At 56.4% G+C, this 20,480-nt stretch carries 15 protein-coding genes; 7 read left to right on the top strand and 8 right to left on the bottom strand.

The window, feature by feature from the left end; translation table 11 throughout:
• Position 1: 1 nt before the first annotated feature.
• The 3 genes from IEN85_RS07220 to IEN85_RS07210 all read right to left on the bottom strand — a co-directional run bounded on the left by IEN85_RS07220 (position 2) and on the right by IEN85_RS07210 (position 2,054).
• A complete protein-coding gene (locus tag IEN85_RS07220; RefSeq protein ID WP_191616411.1) occupies positions 2–574 on the bottom strand; it encodes a GNAT family N-acetyltransferase in 573 nt (190 codons plus the stop codon).
• A 104-nt stretch (positions 575–678) separates the two neighbouring features.
• Complete coding sequence (locus IEN85_RS07215; RefSeq protein ID WP_224772496.1) at positions 679–1,128, bottom strand: MerC domain-containing protein; 450 nt, start codon at positions 1,126–1,128, stop codon at positions 679–681.
• A gap of 77 nt (positions 1,129–1,205) precedes the next feature.
• Positions 1,206–2,054 carry a ParB/RepB/Spo0J family partition protein gene (locus IEN85_RS07210; RefSeq protein ID WP_191616409.1) on the bottom strand — a complete coding sequence of 283 codons (849 nt, stop codon included), beginning with the start codon at positions 2,052–2,054 and terminating at the stop codon, positions 1,206–1,208.
• Between the two features lie 155 nt (positions 2,055–2,209).
• Here IEN85_RS07210 and msrA point away from each other — a divergent pair, with 155 nt between their 5' ends.
• From msrA to IEN85_RS07175, 7 genes are all read left to right on the top strand, one after another.
• Complete coding sequence (gene msrA, locus IEN85_RS07205) at positions 2,210–2,797, top strand: peptide-methionine (S)-S-oxide reductase MsrA (protein WP_191616408.1); 588 nt, start codon at positions 2,210–2,212, stop codon at positions 2,795–2,797.
• A gap of 105 nt (positions 2,798–2,902) precedes the next feature.
• A complete protein-coding gene (locus tag IEN85_RS07200; RefSeq protein ID WP_191616407.1) occupies positions 2,903–6,622 on the top strand; it encodes a hybrid sensor histidine kinase/response regulator in 3,720 nt (1,239 codons plus the stop codon).
• 601 nt (positions 6,623–7,223) lie between these two features.
• On the top strand, positions 7,224–8,429 hold the full coding sequence (locus IEN85_RS07195) for a saccharopine dehydrogenase family protein (protein WP_191616406.1): 1,206 nt from the start codon (positions 7,224–7,226) through the stop codon (positions 8,427–8,429).
• Positions 8,430–8,531: 102 nt separating this feature from the next.
• Positions 8,532–9,695 (top strand): carboxynorspermidine decarboxylase, encoded by a 1,164-nt coding sequence (nspC, locus tag IEN85_RS07190; protein ID WP_191616405.1) that lies wholly within the window; start codon positions 8,532–8,534, stop codon positions 9,693–9,695.
• A 255-nt stretch (positions 9,696–9,950) separates the two neighbouring features.
• On the top strand, positions 9,951–10,718 hold the full coding sequence (locus IEN85_RS07185) for a hypothetical protein (RefSeq protein WP_191616404.1): 768 nt from the start codon (positions 9,951–9,953) through the stop codon (positions 10,716–10,718).
• Between the two features lie 128 nt (positions 10,719–10,846).
• Entirely contained in the window at positions 10,847–11,734 is an 888-nt protein-coding gene (gene speB, locus IEN85_RS07180) for an agmatinase (RefSeq protein WP_191616403.1), read from the top strand.
• 63 nt (positions 11,735–11,797) lie between these two features.
• Positions 11,798–12,406 carry a peroxiredoxin-like family protein gene (locus IEN85_RS07175; RefSeq protein ID WP_191616402.1) on the top strand — a complete coding sequence of 203 codons (609 nt, stop codon included), beginning with the start codon at positions 11,798–11,800 and terminating at the stop codon, positions 12,404–12,406.
• 67 nt (positions 12,407–12,473) lie between these two features.
• Here IEN85_RS07175 and IEN85_RS07170 read toward each other — a convergent pair whose 3' ends face one another.
• From IEN85_RS07170 to IEN85_RS07150, 5 genes are read right to left on the bottom strand one after another with little or no spacing between them, the layout of a single operon-like run.
• Complete coding sequence (locus IEN85_RS07170) at positions 12,474–12,884, bottom strand: hypothetical protein (RefSeq protein ID WP_191616401.1); 411 nt, start codon at positions 12,882–12,884, stop codon at positions 12,474–12,476.
• Positions 12,885–12,925: 41 nt separating this feature from the next.
• Positions 12,926–14,641 (bottom strand): GspE/PulE family protein, encoded by a 1,716-nt coding sequence (locus IEN85_RS07165; protein WP_191616400.1) that lies wholly within the window; start codon positions 14,639–14,641, stop codon positions 12,926–12,928.
• A 6-nt stretch (positions 14,642–14,647) separates the two neighbouring features.
• Positions 14,648–15,133: a hypothetical protein gene (locus IEN85_RS07160; protein ID WP_191616399.1), complete on the bottom strand. Its 486-nt coding sequence runs from the start codon at positions 15,131–15,133 to the stop codon at positions 14,648–14,650.
• Between the two features lie 46 nt (positions 15,134–15,179).
• Complete coding sequence (gene obgE, locus IEN85_RS07155; protein WP_191616398.1) at positions 15,180–16,238, bottom strand: GTPase ObgE; 1,059 nt, start codon at positions 16,236–16,238, stop codon at positions 15,180–15,182.
• A 57-nt stretch (positions 16,239–16,295) separates the two neighbouring features.
• Positions 16,296–20,336, bottom strand: coding sequence for a S8 family serine peptidase (locus IEN85_RS07150; RefSeq protein WP_191616397.1), 4,041 nt, complete (start codon positions 20,334–20,336; stop codon positions 16,296–16,298).
• Between the last annotated feature and the right edge of the window lie 144 nt (positions 20,337–20,480).

The following is a 20,480-nucleotide window of genomic DNA, read 5'->3' as shown; positions in this document are numbered from 1 at the left end:
GCTAGCGGTTGCTGGCGCTTGCCTGCCTCAGGGCTAACCACTGGTCCCGATTGATAGATAAGCTGTCCTGGGCGATCCACTCGCCATCTTTTTCGAACCCTTCTTCGATGCGGAGCTTGAAGCGGAACCCGTTCCGTTCCAGCACTGCGCGGCTGGCAACATTCCATTCCGCATGGCAGGCTCCAACTGCTTTGAGCCCAAGGCCTTCAAAAGCAAATTCTAAAACACCACCAAGAGCTTCCGTCGCGTATCCAGCCCCTTGGTACCTAGGATGCGTCCAAAACCCAGCATTCCAACCTCCGCAGCGCCTTTCGAGCACGATCCTGCCCAGAGGCTCGTCCTTTGCCTTGTCCCGGAAAGTGAAAAGGTATCCGTCACCGGAAAGCCAACGCTCCGGCACGTTTCCCACGAATTCGTCGAGCTCCTCCTTCGACTCCGGCATGTTCCAAAGCATCCCGTCATTGAAGCCCGGATGACGCGTCGCGTCCCAAACAAAGTCCGTCTCCTCCTTGGCAGACATCCGCAGAACGAGCCGCGGCGTTTCGATACGATAGTCCAGCGGTACTGAATCCATAGCAAACCTCTCGGAGCCAGAGGATGCGTAACAATCGCGGCACGATCAAGTACGAGAATCCACCCAGGACTGGAAATTCGTTCGGTTTGCTCCCGAGGCTAGAGCTAGGCGTGCGTCTCGTGGGAGCAACAAGGCTTGTGACAGGACGGCTTGTGCCAGTGCCAATTCTTCCAATGCCCGAGGACAAAGACCAGGCCGCCCACTACGGTAGCGATATGATGCAGGTCGTTGACATGGACGTGATCGTGATGGTGGTCATGCCCCAGCAGAGGACGAACGACCGTAAAGATGACAACGCCGGCCACGAAAAAGGCAAATATCGCTTTCCTCCCGTGGCGACGGAACCCGTTCACGTAACTGATTCCGGCCACTAGGAAAATGATCCCCATCATCACCCACTCGAACTCGTGATTTCCTACGAAATCGAGTCCGAACATAGGCAACACACCCATCAGAAACGGAACGGAGAGGCAGTGAATCGCGCAAAGGACAGACAAACTAATCCCCGCGAGGTCCCACTTTTTCGTCTCCGCTCGATGCATAACCGCTTCCATTCGCTAATCCAATCCACTGAATCGAGGGCTAACGCAAGCCCTTTGCATCAGCTAATGCGAAAAACTTGCGTTATTCCTTACGATTGGGCCCCTACGAGCAACTCGGCCTTGCGCTGCATCACCCACTTTTCGAGCCGCTCGATGGCCGCGGGGTACTTGGGGTCTTCCTTGTTCATGCGATCGAGAATCCCGATTGCCGCTACCGCATAGTCGTTGGGAATCGCGGTCGGCAGCGTGTCCAGCTCGCGAGGGTCCATCTCCCCATTGCGGATCATGCTGCGGGCTTCTTCCTCGATTTCGTTTCGAGTTCCGCCGGAAGTATCCGAGTAGTTCGCGTTTTTCTTGGAAGGGGCGCCGCCTCCGCCGCCCGCTCCCGCACCTTCGCCGGAGCTGCCGTCGTTCTTTTCGCGTTCCTCGCCACCATGACGAGCCGTCTTTTCAATCCCTGCCGGGTAGCTCTTGCCATCCTTGCCGATAACCTTGTCGGGATGGTCCAAGCCCATCGCCTTGCGCACGCGGCGCACGAGCTCGATGGAAACTTTGCAAATGTCTGCCAGGTATGCGTTTGAATGGCCGGTCCACTCCTCGAGGGCGATTTCGACGGCGTGGCGCTTGTCCGCGTTGGTGCGGTACAGCCCATTGGTCGCATTGGCGCCCAGAGCCGCCACCAAGGCGTCCGTACGCGAGCCTTCGCGAACCTCCGCCTCGATATCCCTCTCCTCGATACGCTTGGCGGCTAGAAACCGGTGGAATCCATCCGCTAGGTAGTACTTCGAACCATCGTAGTAGAGAATAATCGGAGGAAACTGGGCTCCCTGCTTCATGTCCTCCGCGTAGCCGGAAACGGCTTCGTCGTTGGTCGCGACGCGGGTCTGCGTGCCGGAGTAAATATCGATCTGATCAAGGGCTATTCTCTGCAAATTCATGTAGTTAAATTCTTAATACTTTTTCCCGTCAAAAACGGTGGAATTGCTGAGACTTGCGGAGTGCGATTTTGTGGCAATGAAATTCTCTACGGATTCGTTATCCGGGAATAAACGGGCTTACAAATCGCTCCCTCTCCAAAGACCCACTATTCACTATGAGAAAACGAATCGCCTTGGCCCTCGGACTTCACCTGATATCTAGCACCCTTATGGCTACCGATCCGACAGAATCCAAAGAACTCGAAACGATCACCCTCGGAGCTGGTTGCTTCTGGTGCGTCGAAGCAGTCTACCAGCGACTCGACGGGGTGGAATCCGCCGTCAGCGGCTACATGGGCGGCCACGTCGAAAATCCGACCTACAAAGCAGTTACCACCGGCAGGACCGGCCACGCAGAAGTCATCCAAGTTAAGTTCGACCCCAAGGTGACCGATCTCCGCACCCTCATAGACTTCTTTTGGGAGGCGCACGACCCCACAACCTTGAACCGCCAGGGAGCGGACGTAGGAACCCAGTACCGATCCGCCATTTTCTACGAAAGCGAGGAGCAGAAACAGGTCGCGGAAGCCTCTCTCGCTGCTGCAGCCAAAAAGTTTTCACGCCCCATCGTGACGGAGATAACCCCAGCTAGCACCTTTTACGAAGCCGAGGATTACCACCAGGAGTACTACGAGCTCAACAAGAGCTACCCGTACTGCCGCGCCGTCATCACACCTAAGCTGAAAAAACTCGGACTCGAGTGATCCGCATGGATTGCGACTAAGGGTTCCGGCCGAGGACAATCGCTTGCTGAGCCTTGCCCCGGTTTCCCAATTGCATAGCTTTGGCGGAGTTACCCCTCGCGCCGAATGCCAAGTTTCCTCCCCAGACTAGAAGATTCGCTCGCTTCCAGGACCGTTTTTCTCGTCCTGGCCTGCCTTCTCATACCGCTGGCCACCAGCGAAACCGATCCTTCAACAGTCGTTGAGCCCAAACGCAGCGAGCTCGGCCTTCCAGAATTCCGCATCCATTCAACCCAAGAAATTGGGACCACACGCGGCAGCCGATTTGTCGCCCTGGACACCAATGGGCGTATCCTTTATTCGAGCGAGGGCGAACTGTCCGCCTTCGACGGCACCGAATGGAAGCGCTTGAGCACACCCAAGCGCCGCTCCAACGAGGACCTGATCGCCGTGCAGGAAGGTCCAGACGGCGTACTCTACGTAGGCGGTCTTGGCTACTGGGGACGGCTCGATGTCGACAACAGAGGCCGGTACGAAATCGTGCACTTCGCGAACCAAGAGGAGCAAATAAAGACCTCCATCGAGTATTTCGACCATATAACTTTCCTCGACGGCTACGTCTACTTCAAAGGAGTAAACCACCTCGTGCGCTGGCATCCGGACGAAGGCAGCAAACTTTTCAACAGGATCAACATCGACCTCGTCTTCCCTCTCGACGGCAAGCTGTTTGTCAGCTCCAACCACGGATTCCAGCGCCTAGAGGGCGACGAATTTATTACGCTGCCCATCCGGGGCAGCTCCCTCGGCCAAGGAAGCCGAAACATCAGCTCCACCCAGTGGGACGCAGATCGAGTCGCCATCTTCAATACGCAACACGGGCTCGTCCTATTCGACGGCGAGCGCTTCGAGGACATTCCGGACGATTTCCAGAAAGAGCAGGAGATCGTATGGGTCAACGACATGGAACGCCTGGACGAGCAGACCATTGCGATCACCAGCGTGCAAAGCGGACTCCACCTGGTCGACCACAACGGCAGGTCTGTCCTCAACCTCGACAAGCAGCTAGACCATCGCTTCCTCGACTGCGGAGTGATCACCGTCGCTCCGGACAAAACCCTGTGGGTCACCCTTTCCGACGGCGTCGTGCAAATACAAGCGACTCGACTCATTTCCTACATCGACCAGCGGCTGAACGTACCTCTCAACTACTTCGACTTCGGACGCATTGGCGGGGAGATGATCCTTCGCTCGAACGGGAAGCTGTACCACGCCGTCTACAACGACCTGAACCACCTATCTCACTTCGAAACCTTCAACATACTCGCCGACCAGACCGTCTACGAGACCCTGCAGTATGGAGACGGCCTGATCGCCTCCACCGACCAAGCCATCTACCTCCTAAAAAAAGACCAGCCTCCCCAAAAAATATCGGACATCCCCTTCGTCTACCGTATCCAGACGACCCGCTTCGCAGAGCCTCCCCTCGTCATCGTCGCGGACCCGGAGCGGACCTACATCACCGAATTCAGGGACGGCCAACTCAAGCTCGAGGCAAGCCTGGAAACAACAGGCCTCTACAACAAGATCCTGGACGACGAGCACGGCGACTTCTGGCTCGAAAGAGGAATTTCCAACATCGGCCGAATCGTTCGCTCCGGAGAATCGTATTCATACCTCGAATACGATCCAAGTTCTGGAATTGCAGCCGACCAGTGGATTCCCATATGGCGCAATGGAGGAGAGGTCTACTTCTCTTCGCGCGCCGGAGCGCTTCGCTTCAATCGAGAGACGGAGCGTTTCGAAAAAGCGAGCGAGCTCAACGCCTTGATCCCCCTGCGCACTCAAAAACTGACTCGCCCTGCTTTCTCCCCCAAAGGCGACCTCTGGGCCATCGCCAACCAACATCCCGTGGTCTTGCGAAAACAGGAGGACGGAAGCTTCGACCCCGACTACCAAACGCTGCAACAGATATCCAACCTGCAGATCGACGAGATCCAATTCGAGGACGATGGCGACACCGTGTGGCTGATCAGCCGAAAGGTGCTGACCCGCATCGACGACTCCACTCCACACCTCCAACAAGCGATCCCGCCCCCTCAGATCGATTCCATAACCGACCTGAAGAGCGGAAAACTCCTGCAACACTTCGCCCGAGCCGACCTCGGTCTGGCGGCGCGACTTCCCTTCTCCCAAAACAGCATCCAAGTCCAGCTGAGCACCCCCTACTACCAAAGCACCGGAGGAATTAAATACGCCTACCGGCTAGCCGGCGAAAACGAGCAATGGAGCGATCCCGTGAACAGCTCGGTCATCAATCTCGACCGCATCCCTCCCGGAGACTACCTGTTCGAAGTAAAAGCTATCCCTGAAAGCGCTTGGAGCAGCGAGGCGACAAGCCTGCCTATCTCAATCGCGACACCGATCTACCGCACGATTCCAGCGTTCATGCTTTACGCTGTCCTGTCTGCCTTGCTCGTCGCCCTCCTCGTCCGGATCAGGCACGCCAAGCTCGTCGACCGACAGCGAGCCTTGGAAGAAAAAGTCGCCGTTCAGACACGCGCCCTACGAGAGAAGAACATCCAGATACATGGAGCCTTCCTCAGCGAACGAGAGCTCAAGAAACGGGCGGAAAAAGCCAACCTCGCGAAAAGCGAATTTCTGGCCATGGTTAGCCACGAAATCAGAACGCCCATGAACTGCATCATCGGCATGGCCGACCACTTGCTCGCGACTCCCCTAGAGCGAGAGCAATTCGAGATGCTGAGAGCCATCCACTCCAGCGGCCAGTCGCTAGTGGCCATCATTGCCGACATCCTAGACTTCTCGAAGATCGAAGCCGGCAAGGTAGAACTGGAAAGCATCCCTTTCTCGCCAGCCCAGACCGTAACCGACGTATTCAAACTCTTTCTACGCTCCTGCGAGGAAAAAGGCCTCCTTCTCAAAAGCGACATAGCGGAAGGCCTACCCCCGGTGGTCGTGGGAGACCCCACCAGAGTTAAGCAAATCCTCATCAACCTGATTGGAAACGCCCTCAAATTCACCGAGCATGGCGAAATCGTCATCCGGCTCGAGGGCGAGAAAACCGGCGATACGCAAACGCGACTTCACTACACCGTATCCGACACCGGTCTAGGAATTGAAGCCGACAAAATGGAGCGACTCTTTAAGGCGTTCAGCCAAATCGACTCCTCCAACACCCGGAAGTTCGGAGGCACAGGCCTCGGACTTGCGATCAGCAAAAAACTCGCGAACCAAATGGGAGGAGACATCGACGTATCCAGCCAACCCGGACAGGGATCCAGCTTTGCACTGACCTTGAGCGCAACGCTCGCTTCCCCCGAGGAAGTCGAGGCCTTCGAAAAAACGGTGCCGCAGTTCAGCGATTCCTCTCCCCTGCCTCTTCACCCCTTCACGCCTAGCTACTCGAGCAAAAGTTCCGTGAGCGAGGAGGAAAAGGACGTCTTGCTCGTGGAGGACAATCCCATCAACCAGCAGGTAACCGCCATGATGCTCCGCCGCCTGGAATACAGCTACGACCTCGTCAACAACGGCGAACTCGCCTGTCGCACCGTGGCCAAAAAGCGCTACCGCGTAATCCTGATGGACATCCAAATGCCGGGAATGGACGGGATCGAGTGCGCCAAGCGCCTGCGCGAGGAAAATGGAGACGCCACGCCACCTATCCTAGCCGTAACTGCCAAAACTTCCGATTCCGATCGAGAGGTCGCCCGCGAAGCCGGCATGAGCGACTTCCTCACCAAACCCCTAGAGCGACGCAAATTGCGCGAGGCCATAGAAAAGGTCTTGCAGCAAGAAGCCCCCAGACGATCCCGCACACTGCGATAAAGCCGCCTAGCTGGAACGAAAAATGGAGCCGCCGGCAATAATCGCCGACGACTCCCTTATGTGACAAAAAAGACGTTTCTCGCTTCAGGCGACCGTATTCAAAAAAGCGCCCACGCGTTGCGTTTCGGCGGTCGCCGGCGAGCTAGGCCCTAAGCTTTCCGGGCTCACCGCCGCGTTTCCCCGATTCCGGCCTGTTTCAGGTACCGGTTCCGGGCTCTCCGGCCGCTTGTTCTCAAACGGATCGAAAGTGACCCCTAAAAGTTGACCTACAGGTGGAAAATTCATCTATGCCGTCCTTTCATGCATCTGATCGGACGCCTCAACCGCAAACCGTCCCAGTAAGCACAGAATAACATTTCCAACGAGCTTCGGTAAATAGAGTCCTCGACCCTTTTTCGTCCAGACTTCACTCAGGCCCACCTTCCCTCCATAGAGGGAACCCTTCAAGAGCCAAGGGGACGCCACGGCGAAGCGTCACGGGCGACGGCGAAGCCCGCGCCTGCACAAAGCGCTTGATCCTTCTGCATCCTTCCATGAAAAACGACGAAACCAAGCGACGCTTTCCTCCGGCGAACCGCGTCAACCCAACGATCTCTTCACTATGAGCAAAAAAGTCCTAATCATCGGCGCCGGCGGCGTCGGAAGTGTTGTCACCCATAAGTGCGCGATGAATCGCGACGTTTTCGGCGAAATCTGCCTGGCCAGCCGTCGCAAGAGCAGTTGCGACAAAATAGCGGACCAAATCGACAGCGAGATTCACACCGCGCAAGTCGACGCGGACAAGACCGAGGAAACCGTCGCTCTGATCAAGGACTTCCAACCCGACCTCGTCCTCAACGTCGCCCTTCCCTACCAGGACTTGGCCATCATGGACGCCTGCCTGGAAACAGGTACCGACTATCTGGATACAGCCAACTACGAACCGCGCGACGAAGCGAAATTCGAGTACAGCTGGCAATGGGCCTACCACGACCGCTTCAAGGATGCCGGAATCATGGCGCTGCTCGGGTCCGGATTCGACCCCGGCGTGACCAATATCTTCACCGCTTACGCCGAAAAGCACCACTTCGACACGATTGATACGCTCGACATCATCGACTGCAACGCCGGCGACCACGGCAAGGCTTTCGCCACCAACTTCAATCCGGAAATCAATATTCGTGAGGTAACCGCCAACGGTCGCTACTTCGAAAACGGCGAGTGGAAGGAAACGCCTCCTCTTTCCGAGAAGCGTGTATTCGATTTTCCGGACGGAATCGGCCCCAAGGACATGTATCTCATGTACCACGAGGAGATGGAGTCTCTGACAAAGAACTTTCCCGAGATCAAGCGCATGCGCTTCTGGATGACCTTCGGCCAGCAATACCTCACCCACCTGAAGGTTCTGGAAAACGTCGGCATGACCCGTATCGATCCGGTCATCTACAACGGCCATGAAGTCATTCCGCTCCAGTTCCTCAAGGCCGTCCTCCCCGACCCTGGATCGCTTGGCGAGTCCACCAAGGGGCGTACCTGTATCGGCATCGTCGCCGACGGCCACAAGAACGGCGAACGCAAGCACTACTACATCTACAACATCTGCGATCACGAAGCCTGCTTCGCCGAGGTCAACTCTCAAGCGATCAGCTACACCACCGGCGTTCCCGCCATGATCGGAGCCAAGATGATGCTCACGGACAAATGGCGCGGCAAAGGGGTCTTCAACGTGGAGCAATTCGATCCCGACCCCTTCATGGAACAACTCAACGTACAAGGCCTCCCTTGGGTCGAGCAGTGGCTCGACAAAAAGCCAGAGGTTCTCGTCTAGTACTGATTACGCCACAAGGGGCGCAAACTTCGCGAGAGGCCGGGGAGTCATACTCTCACTCTCGAAGGACTTGCGCCTTTCGTGGCTAACACCAAAGCCTGCATGGATCACATCATCCACTACGATCCGGAGCTACCGCCGGAGACCCCTTCTCCCGCATACGTCGTCGATCTCAAGCGACTGCGCTCAAACATGGAGATCATCAAATCGGTCCAAGAGCAAAGCGGAGCCAAGATTCTCGCCGCGCTCAAAGGCTTCGCCATGCACAGCGCTTTCCCCCTCATGCGCGACTACGTAGCGGGCGTTTGCGCGAGCGGCCCCTGGGAAGCCCAACTCGGCGCTGAAGAATTCGGCAAGGAAGTGCACTGCTTCGCGCCTGCCTTCACCGATGAAGACATGCAGGAGGTGTTGCAGTTCGCCCACCACATTTCGTTCAATTCGATCGCCCAATTCCAAAAACACCAGGAAGCCATAGCTGGGTCTTCACGAAAAGTGTCCTGCGGCCTGCGCGTAAACCCGGAATACAGCGAAGTGGAGACCGACATCTACAATCCTTGCGTCGCCGGATCTCGCCTTGGGATTCGCCGGGCTGCGCTCGAAGGCCAAGACCTGGCAAAGGTCGAGGGTCTGCACTTCCACACGATGTGTGAGCAAAATTCGGATACGCTGGAACGTACGCTTGTCCATTTCGAGGAAAAGTTCGGCGACCTTCTTCCACAAATGCAGTGGGTCAACTTCGGCGGCGGCCACCACATCACTTCTCCCACCTACAACCGGGATCGTCTGGTGCGCATTCTCAAAGACTTCAAATCCCGCTACCCGCATCTCGAAGTCTACCTCGAGCCAGGTGAAGCCATGGCTATCAATACCGGGGTGCTCGTCGCAACCGTGCTCGACATCATAGAAGAGGCTCCCCCGATCGCCATCCTCGACCTTTCCGCAACCTGCCACATGCCAGACGTGCTGGAAATGCCTTACCGCCCCGAAATCGTAGACGCAGCGGAAGCTGGCGAGAAGCAACACACCTACAGCTTAGGAGGATTGTCTTGCCTCGCTGGCGACATGATCGGCCACTACTCCTTCGACCAGCCTCTCCAGCCCGGCAACAAGCTCTATTTCTTGGACATGGCCCACTACACCATGGTCAAGACTAGCACCTTTAACGGTATTAAACATCCCGCCATCGCAACTTGGGATCCAGACAAGGAAGAACTGACAATCGTCAGGAAATTTGGATACACCGACTACCGGGACCGATTGTCTTAGAAGCTTCGAGAATGAACATCCCTTCCTCTTCCCGGGGCGAGGGACGGTTCGTCCGGATTTTTGACGTACGTAACAATACGTTACGCTATCCCGCTTTTTGCCTTACGGTACAACAAGTTAAGGCAATTCCATAAGCTATTCATGGAGAATAGCTTCGGCGGATCGCTTCCGTTACAGGGGCGGCACTGGCGCAGCAAGTGCCTGACTTCGATTCGTGCCGCGTGGCACGAATCGAAACTCAAAACCCAAAACAACATGATGAGAATATCCCACATTGCCTCAATCGCATTCGCTGCAACCTTCGCCTGCTCGGTATTGGAAGCTGCTGTAGTGACTGTTACTCCAAGCTCAACGAACTGGGCTAACCCGCCCGGCGAAAACGGAGCAGGAGGTTCATCAAGCATTACGAATACAAGCCCAAGATCCGGAAACGGTTCGGTTGAAATGTTTGGAGACCGCACCCGTTTCGTAGGTCTAGGAAACTTCTACGACTCCTCCTCAAACATAGGACTCCTATCGGACCTGTCTTCCTTTACCTTCGATTGGAGCGTAGCGCTCGACAGCATTTCCGCGCTGGGTCCAAACTACACCCCCGCCCTCAGGCTCCACCTATGGGACGGCCTCCAAAGAAGCGAACTGATCTGGGAAGGCGCCTACAACGCGCTCGGAACCATAACCAAAGGAGATTGGTACACCACCGGAGCATCCGACAACTTTTGGCAGTTCCAGTCTGGAATCGGAGTAACGGCTGTTTACGATCGCGACATCTCCGACTGGCAATCGATCTATTCGCAAAACGCCTATATTGCGGGCATCAGCGTGGGAGCGGGATCCTCGGTTGGATCCGACTACCATGCCTTCGCCGACAACGTGACCTTGACCTGGAAAAACGGCGACAGCTCCACCTACAACTTCGAGACCCAAAAGCAGCAGGTATCCGACACCGGATCCACTTCCCTGCTCGGCTTGCTAGCCTTGAGTTCGCTCATCGCAGCAAGACGCTTCAACTACTGGAAAAGGTAGTCCCCAAAAACGTACCTGCCACCTGCGAAAGCCTAACGTTTCCGTTAGGCTTTTTTCGTAGATTCTCTTTGCTAGTGACCAATGCATTTCGCAATTTCGAAGCGAGCAGATAGAACGATCCCAACCACATGCCTAACGATCTTTACGAGAACCCTCCCGCGTTTCATTCGGATGACATCGAACCATCCAACCAGCACGACGCTGCGTTTCATATTATCCCCGTTCCTTGGGAAACAAGCGTATCCTACGGAGGCGGTACCGCGAATGGACCGAACGCAATTCTCCATTCCTCCGTTCAATTGGAGCACTGGCTCGATGGATCCTTTCCCGGAGACGCCGGCATCTACACCGCCGACCCCGTACGCTGTGACGCCCCCGCTCCCACTGTTATTGAAAACATCAAAGTCGCGACCCGAGCGGCTCTCAACATAAACAAGTGCCCCATCCTACTCGGCGGTGAACACGCGATGACCCTCGGCCCCGTCCAAGCTTGCGCTGAGCTAGACATCCCCTTTGGCATCGTCCAATTCGACGCCCATGCCGACCTTCGCTATGCGTATCAAGGAAACCTATACAGTCATGCAAGCGTCATGGAACGCTGCACCGACATGGGTATCCCCCTACACCAAATCGGAGTTAGGGCTCTTTGCAAAGAGGAGGCAGACCGTCGCATAGAGCGCAAGGTTACCTACCTGGACGCCGCCGACCTATACTGGAAAGGATATCCCGAGCAACTCTTGCCAGACGACTTTCCGGAGCACGTATTCATTACATTCGACGTCGATGGACTCGATCCATCGATCATGCCTTCGACGGGAACTCCAGTTCCGGGCGGGCTCAACTGGTATCAAGCTATCGATGGACTGGAACGCGCGCTCAAGGGCCGCAAGCTGCTTGGAGCCGACTTCGTAGAACTCGCCCCGCAAGCGGGACAGCATGCGCCTGACTTCCTGGTCGCAAACCTGATCTACAAGTTCATGGAAATAGCCCAGCGACTCGACTGCCTGAGAAGCTAGCTCGCGCCCGCAAGATTTTTGGAATAAACACCGGCTTCGTTCGTTCTTCTCCATACAACCAGCATGAAAAAGATAAGCTTCCTACTCTCGCTCCTGTTCATTCTTAACTTCGCCGGCGCGCGCACGGCCGACGAAGTCAGCCCGCTCCTCATCGGACAAAAGGCACCGAAGGTCGACGTCGTAGACGAAACTGGGACAAAGCAATTCCTGCCCGCGCTCCTCAAAGGGAAACACAGCATTATCGTTTTCTACCGAGGAGGCTGGTGTCCCTACTGCAGCACTCACATGCAGGAGCTCGCAGAAGCGGAAGCGGAATTCCTGAAACTTGGCTACCAGATCATTGGCATCAGTCCCGACTCCCCCGAAATGCTGGCAAGCATCGAGAAAGACGGAGACCTCCCCTACAAACTGTATTCAGATAGTGGATTCGCTGCTATCGAAGGCTTCGGAATCGACTTCACTCTCAACAAGGCCACTGTGCTCAAGTACAAAGGCTTTGGAATCGACCTGGCTAAAAACTCAGGCGGACTGAACAAGGACCGACTTCCAGCGCCCGCAGTGTTCATCGTAACGCCGGACAACGAAATCGCGTTCTCCTACGTCAACCCGAACTACAAGGACCGCATCCCCGGCAACCTACTGCTGGCCGCCGCCAAAGCGATCAAAGAGTAGCCAGCCTAGCTGCCAAACGCTCTTGAGTACCTTGGCCGATTGACCACGGCCAAGGCTCCCCGGACTCTTAGCGGAGATCCGGTACGATCGGCGTGACGCCGCGCACCTTCGGAATCTCGCCCGGGCTGAGCACGAAGTGAAGCTGCTTCATTTGCGGGCCGTAGTTGATCTGCAGATCAACGAAAATTTGCCATTCGCGAGCGTAATGCTCGTAACCCGTTTTCATCACCTTGGTTCCTGTCGGGCGGCGCTCGAAGAAGTAGTCCCTGCAACGCTCGAAGTCCGCGATGATGTAGTCAGGACTGTCGTCCGTCAGGGCTTTCGCCTTTTCTTCGTCTCCTTGCTGCAAGGCAGTCAGGAAGGAGGTTACCACCATCGCGGCCTTGTCTTCACCCTCCAGGTATTCGGGTTCCGGACCGCTTCCACAGGCTGAGAGAAAAAGTGCTGCGAGAAGGGAGACGGCGGGGAAAAGCTTCATGAGGGGCAAACTAGTATCTATTCCATTCCGCTGGCAAGGCCCTAGAACATATCGACCGGTACCGTCGACAGGGCTTCTTCTAAGGTAGAAATTCCATCCTTCACCTTAAGAAGGCTGTCCTGGTGCAAGGTCTTCATTCCCGACTTGACCGCAGTACGCTTGATATCAGCGGTCTCGCGGCCCTTGTTGATGTCTTCCACCAGCTGCTCGCAGCTTGTCATCAATTCGTGAATACCAACTCGTCCTTTATAGCCCGTATTCGAACAACGGGGACATCCCTTCGGGTTGTGCCTGAAGATCGGTCCGCTCCAGCCGATGCCAGCCTCTAGAATCTCGCGTTCACGTCCTTCCGGCTCGTATTGAATACGACAGGTCTTGCAGACCCGACGCATCAGTCGCTGAGCGCAGACGCACAGTAGAGACGAGGAGATCATAAACGGCTCGATTCCCATGTCCGTCAGACGCGCGACCGTGCTGGGCGCGTCGTTGGTATGCAAGGTACTGATAAGCAAGTGACCGGTGAGCGCCGCTTCAACCGCGATGTTCGCAGTTTCCTGGTCACGAATTTCCCCCACCAAGATGATGTCCGGATCCTGGCGCAGGAAGGCGCGCAAGGCGCTGGCAAAGGTCAGCCCGATTTGACGGTTCATCTGCATCTGATTGATGCCGTTAAGCGTGTACTCGATCGGGTCCTCCGCCGTGCGGATCACCATGCTCGGATCGTTGATCTCGTTGAGCGCCGAGTACAAGGTCATCGACTTGCCGGAACCGGTCGGTCCACAGTGCAATATCATGCCATAGGGCTGCTTTATGACTTCCCGGTAACGAGTAAGATTTTCTTCCGAAAAGCCCAAAGCCGGCATCGGCAGAGTCGACTTTTGCTTGTCAAGGATACGCATGACGACCCCTTCCCCGTGGTTGAGCGGAGCGGTCGAGACGCGAAGGTCGATATCGACGTTTTTCTTGGTGTACTGCTTGAATACGATACGGCCGTCTTGTGGGAGGCGGCGTTCCGCAATGTCGAGGTTCGACATGATCTTCAAGCGAGCCACCAGAGAGCCCGAAACTTTGGGCGGCAACTTCAACTTTTCTTGGCAAACCCCATCAATGCGGTAGCGAACGACAAGCTCCTTCTCCCGGGGTTCGATGTGAATATCCGAAGTGCCTGCAAAATACGCGTCCTCGATGATCCGGTTGGCGAGCTGGATGATCGGAGCGGAATCCTCGTCGTCGAGGCCTTCCTCCACATCTTCCATCTCCCCTTCCTCAAACTCCATGCCGACGGCTTCGACGACATCCTCAAAGTGGGTTTCTTCCCGCTTCTGGTCCTGCTTGAGGACCTCTTTGATGTCGCTCTCCGGAGCCAGCAACGCCACGACCGTCTTCTTGCTGATCTCGGAAATTCGAGAGGTAACCGTCAGCTCGAAGGGGTTAGCCAAGGCGACCGCAATGTAACGGCCGTAAGCGCTAACCGGAACCACTTGGTTCTTTTCGCAAAACTCTTGGTCCAGCAGCTCCCAAGTTCCCTTGTGGATGGCTACGTTCTTTACGTTGATCGGAGTGACCCCGTAGGTCTTGGCCTTGGCTATGTTGAGCTGGTGCGGCGAAATGCGATAGTCCGCCTGCAGGAGATCGTCGAAAGCGCTTCCGTTGAGCTCCTCATCCCGGGCCTTGAGAATATCGGACTGTTCCGCATCGAGATACTTGAGCTCGTGCAGATGGTCTACGATCCCTGCCTGTAGTCGACCTAACGCCATAAAGGACTAGCTCGCCACCATCGCGGCCTTGGCCTCCTCTGCCTCTTGAGTTTCCAGGTAGTCCGTAATCGTCTCCAAGGGAGCCGCGAACCAGACAATGTTGCCTGATACTTTCTGCTCCCAAAAAGCGCGAACGGCTGGACTCATGTAGTAGGCAGTCGCGATGTAGCGGGTGTCCTCTACCAAATCGAATGGTACCGACCAAGTGGCCCAGCATTCGGCGCGATCCGTGGCCGATACCAGTTCTTCCGGCACCTCCATGTTTCGCACGTCTATAATGCCAAGCCCCTCTTCTTCAACGAGGTGTTCCATGAGCCTGCCTTCTTGCACGCTCTCCTTCTCGTTGATCAGGATTGATAGCAGGCTCAAGCGCAACTCGCCCGAGGCATTCGAAAGAAGCTCGAGAAAGCGCTCATTGGCTGCGTCGAGGGCCTCGATGCTGACGAGGCCGCGCTCCACCAAGCTCGCTCCGAGCAGGCGGTTTGCACGCATTATGAGTGGCTTGAGACTGGCCATTGTTAGGTGGGAGATGCTGGTACTAGTGAGATTCCGAGTCGTCGTTCGCGGATTCGCTCTCAACTATCTCGGATTCTTTTTCACTAGCTTTAGCTTCTGCCACCTTTTCCCAGAGAAGTTCCTTGAATTCTGGGATACCTTCCTCCGACAAGCAGGAGATCGGCTGAACCACCACGTCGTGGCGCTTCCGGAACTCCTTAAGGTTCTCCACCGAGACCTCTTCATCCATCTTATTGGCCAGCACGATACGGGGCTTGTCCAAGAGGCTCTTGTCGTAGGCCCCGAGCTCCGCGATCAACTGGGCGTAGTCGTCCCAAGGCGCCCGCTCGTCGATGCCCGACATGTCGATGATGAAAGTCAGCACGAAACAGCGTTCGATGTGGCGGAGAAAGCGGTGGCCAAGGCCCTTGTTCTCGCTCGCCCCTTCGATGATCCCGGGAATGTCCGCCATCTGCAAACGCTCGTAGCGATCCGGGTACTCGATCACGCCGATCCCGGGATGCAGCGTGGTAAAGGGGTAAGGCGCCATCTTGGGGCGGGCGTTGGTGATCATGTTCGTCAAGGTGGACTTGCCAGCGTTCGGGTACCCGACTAGCCCCACGTCCGCGATGCTCTTGAGCACCAAAGTGAACTCCCCCTTCTCGCCAGGCTCGCCAGGATTGGCTCGCCGCGGAGCGCGGTTGACCGAGCTCTTGAACTTGGCGTTGCCCCAGCCGCCATTTCCGCCCTTCAGCAATCGCACCCGTTGCCCAACTTCCATGATCTCCGCCAAAACCTGCCCCGTCTCGTTGTCGATCACGATAGTGCCTAGGGGCACGAGCAAAACGGCATCCTTCCCGCACTTTCCAATCCGGTCGGATCCCATGCCGTGTTGGCCGCGTTCCGCGTTCCAGTGCTGCTGGTAGCGATACTTGATGAGGTTGTTTTCGTTGTTGGTTCCCTCGAGAATCACGTCGCCGCCTTTGCCGCCGTCCCCTCCATTGGGGCCGCCGAAGGCCTCGTATTTCTCACGGCGGAAGCTGATACAACCGTTTCCACCGTCGCCTGCTTGGGCGATGATTCTAGTTTCGTCTACGAACATGCTGCGAAACCCATACGGCTAAGCGCAAAGAATGCAACACCGCCGCGCCAGCGCTTTCTACAAGGCCAAAACCTCTATCAGAGCGCTGCCAGCCTCGCCTTCGGCCACCTGGATCAAGACAAGGTAATCTCCCGCCTCAAGCCAAACGCGCTGAGCGGCATCCTTCGCGTCGTCCGCGAGCGGAGACAGGCCCAGCGCCTCGAACCCCGTAGCCAACGCCCTGAATGCGCCTTGAGCGCTTTCGCCTTCACCCGCAAACAAGGCGCCATCCCGCCAGTTGTCGTTCGGCGAGAGAGCGAAGGCTTCCCCATCCTGCAGCTTGTAGATGACGATCTTCGGATCCTCGGCTCCAAATTCGGAAAAGGAAGGTCCTAGCCCCCTCACCAACAGTTCGAGGGGAACCGGCCCCGCAACGGCAAAACCAACGAGTCCAGCTGCCGCATCCCCGATCGGAACTTGCAGGCGCACACCTCCTATTTCACTGCTCCCCAACTCCAGAGCGCCTCCCGCGATCGCCGCCGCTACTGCATCCGCAAGCGCTTCGCCTCTCTTGTCGCCCGCCATCAGCAAGGACTTTCCCTTCGCTCCCAAAAGGATGAAAGGACCCGCCTCCGGCGAACTGCCAAGCCCAGAAAAACCGCCCCGCTCCAGGGAACTACGGCCCGCCTCTCCTTTCGCCAAGAACTCCGCGTACAAACCAGTTCCCCCGCTTCCACTTGGAAAACCGCCTACAACTCCCGCCATCAAGCGAGCAACCCTAGCCGCCGTGGCATCCCGCAAAAAGACCTTCTGATCGCCCCAAAAGCCCTGAGCCGTTCGATCCTCGATATCGAGTGACAGCTCGAGGCCAGTTCCAGAGGCCGCTATGATCGACACTTCTCCCCTAGGAGTAAGCGCCCCTAATGCGAGGTCGGCATGAGGCCCCTCGCGCCAGAGGAAGACACGTCCGTCACCGAGCGCCTTCATTTCGATGCTATCGCCAGGGACTCCAATGCCGCCGCCACGATAATCTCCCGCAAAATCGGACACGGAGCTGGGGGTCGATTGCTGATCGCCAGTGAACAGCAAGGCTCGCCCCGGAATCTCCAAACTGAACCCTCCCAAGACGAATCCCTGAATTCGACCTGTTCCTTCTTCCAGTGAAGAAAAGGCTCCGTCCGGTTCAATTGTCACCGGCTCACGAATACGATAAAAACCTGACTCTACATCGAAAACCGTGACAAAGCCCGTTTCCAAAGATGCTTCGACCTCGAGCCAAGCCACACCACCGCCAGCTGAAGCGCCCACAAAATGGCCCGCAGCAACCGTCTCCTCCCTGACGTCCACATCTGCCGCTAACACGCGAGTGGCTAAGCCATCCGAAACATGGGCCGTGACACGGTAACGCCCCGCTACCTCGAATCGCATTTCCGCCGACACCCCGCTTTCGCTCAAGATCGAGGCTTCCGAAGCGGACTCGACATTCCAATCTACCACCACCGCAGCATCATCGATCCCCGTATCCAAAAATCGGAACCTTCCCACTTTCCCAACTTCGATCAAATCAGGAACCTGCAAACTCGCCTGCGACCAACGGCTTTCTAAAAGCGAAGCGCCTAACTGCATAACTTCTTCCGAGCTCAGCTCTCGATTGTAGACTCTCACATCCGCCATCAGCCCTTCGAAAGCGCGATTCCCGATGTCGCTATTTCCTACATAGGAAAGTCCACCCTCCCGATTCATAATCCCCTCCGGGGGCTGCTGCAGCCGCACCTTTTGCCGGTCGCCATTGATATACAAACTCGGCGTATTCATAATATTGCGACTATCGTAACTACCGACTACGTAATACCATTCGCCATCGCGAACAGATCGAGGGGGCGTATTCCAAACCCCGAATCCGGTGTAGTTCGCGAGAAACTTCAATGTCTGCCGATTCCCATCTGGGACGTCCAAGTTGTTGCCCGACGAAAAATAGAGATAATAATACGGCATGTTCACGATGCGCGGATGCGGGCTCGCCAGCAGATCGCCGGAACGGACCAAAGCAGCGATCGTAACGCGATCGCTGAAGGCCCCATCAAAGTTCATATTCTCGCTCGCCGCGTCCAGCGACAAGCTACTCCCATAGTCGCTAGCGACCCGACTTGCTCCTACGATCGAAGCGCTTCCACCGCCTCCCAGATCCGGTTCGGCGTTTCCACTCCCGTCGAAAGCGAAGTGGTGCGACAAGCCTTGATCCGGACTGGGAACGCTTCCCACCACCACCGTTTTCTCGATCGATTTCCTAAGTCCACCCAGCTGAGCAAAAAAGCGAATCGTCGCTTGCCCGTTCGCCTTCGTCTCGAAACGAAACCTGCGATCCCCCAAGTCCAGCAACTCCCCCACTTCGCTTCCGCTGACTAACTGCGCCGCAACGCCCGCGCTTTCCTTCGCGTCGACTTCAAAGACCACGTCCAATCCCGAAACGCCTACCAATACGATAACATCAGGGACGTTCTCAACTGCTACAAAGTGGTCGCTTAATTCTGGGCGGAGGGCCGCCAGCAAATTGAGGCGTTTCCCGGTAACCGTAAGCCCCGCCTGAGAATCCACAGCATCAGCCGTTTCCAAAATCCGCGCCTTAAGCTGGACCGCCGCTAACTCTGGCCGTGCCTGAGCGAGCAGCCCAATCGCCCCTGCCACCATCGGAGCAGCCATCGAGGTACCCGATAGGAACTCGTATGAATTCGTCGGATACGTTGAATAGATATCGCTGCCAGGAGCCGATAGATCGACGCTAACGTTTCCGAAATTGGAGCTCTGGTTCAGCGCGTCCTCCTGATTCGAGTTCCCAACCGAAATAATGTTCTCCAAATTGTAGCCCGCTGGATATTCCAAGGAGTCCGCAGAAGTATCCAAATTTCTGCCCTCGTTACCCGCAGCTGCGACAAACAAAATTCCCAGCTGCTCATGCTTTGCGATTTCCGCCCTGGTCGTTACGCTGGGACTGCTCGAGCCGTAAGAATTGTTTGTCGCCACAATGTTGATACCCGCTTCCTTGAGAGTAGCGACATATGCGAGCGCATCGTTAATCGAGGAAGTTCGGAGCCCATCCGCGCCTCCCGCTTTCAATGGCAAGATTCGAACACCCCAGTTGACGCCAACCGCCCCCTGCCCGTTGTTACCCACCGCTCCCACGATGCCGGCAACGTGCGTGCCATGCCCGTCAAGGTCTTCAGGATTCGCGTCACCATCGTAGAAATCCCAGCCACTTACGTCGTCCCGCAAGCTATTTCGGTCGTTGTCGACTCCGTCGTCGGTCGAATCCCTAGGATTCACAAACAGATTCGCCGCTAGGTCCGGATGCGACCTCTGGGTCCCCGTATCGATAACGGCGACAACCACTTCGTTGTCGGGGTCGCCCGCCTCGAAAGTCCAAGCGTCCTCCGCCTTGATCTGGTCCAGTCCCCACATCCTCGACGGATCCCATTCGCTCGGTGTAGCGCTGGGAAAGCTGAGCGTGTCAAATTCCCCAACCGCACCCGGAAAGCGCTGCTGAAACGCTGCAAGCAAGGCCTCGATCTTACCCAACTCGGGATCCGCAAACCCAAAGCACACATAATTCGCGACAGTGGACTCGCGTTCCACAAAAAGCCCGTGATCACGCGCGAATTCCCCGAGTGCCTCCTCGGGAACGAGAAGCGGGTCCGCATCTACCAGAAAAACGTTTCCCATGTGAGCGATCGAACCAACGCTCGCAATTTCTCCCCCGTCCCGAATCTCGAGCTTTTCCTCCCAGAGGATCCAAGGCATCCGCTTGCTGTTGCGGGACAACAAGAACTGCAAGCGCGGAAAACCGCTTCGCGAGGTCGCGAGTCGGGCTTCTGCGACGACCGCGTCGGGATACCGGTCAGTCCAAGCTCCCGTAAACTCCTCCAACAAAAGCTCCATCGAGATCTCTGAGAGAGGTCCCATAGAAGCCCCATCGCCAAGCCCAGGGGAAGTGGGTTTCCCAGATGCTAGCTCCTTCGCCTCCTCGCTCTCAATCGGTTCAAGTGAGCGTTGCTCGATCCAAGTTCCCACGAACGCCAACAGCAAAGCTGCGCTCAGGATCAAGATTGTGCGACGGGCTGTCATTTTTGACTACAGAAACCTAAACTGAAAATCGGAGGAGCACTTCGTCCAATCTACATACGACGCGACAAGGGGGATCGTATTCAAAAAAGACCGCAGCCCCCCAAGGAAGCTGCGGTCTTGCGCAAAAATTTGTGTTCTCGAGGT

This window comes from Pelagicoccus enzymogenes, assembly GCF_014803405.1.
GTDB lineage: Bacteria > Verrucomicrobiota > Verrucomicrobiia > Opitutales > Opitutaceae > Pelagicoccus > Pelagicoccus enzymogenes.
The sequence above is the reverse complement of the archived record's forward strand: the minus strand, read 5'-3'. Positions and strand labels throughout refer to the sequence as shown.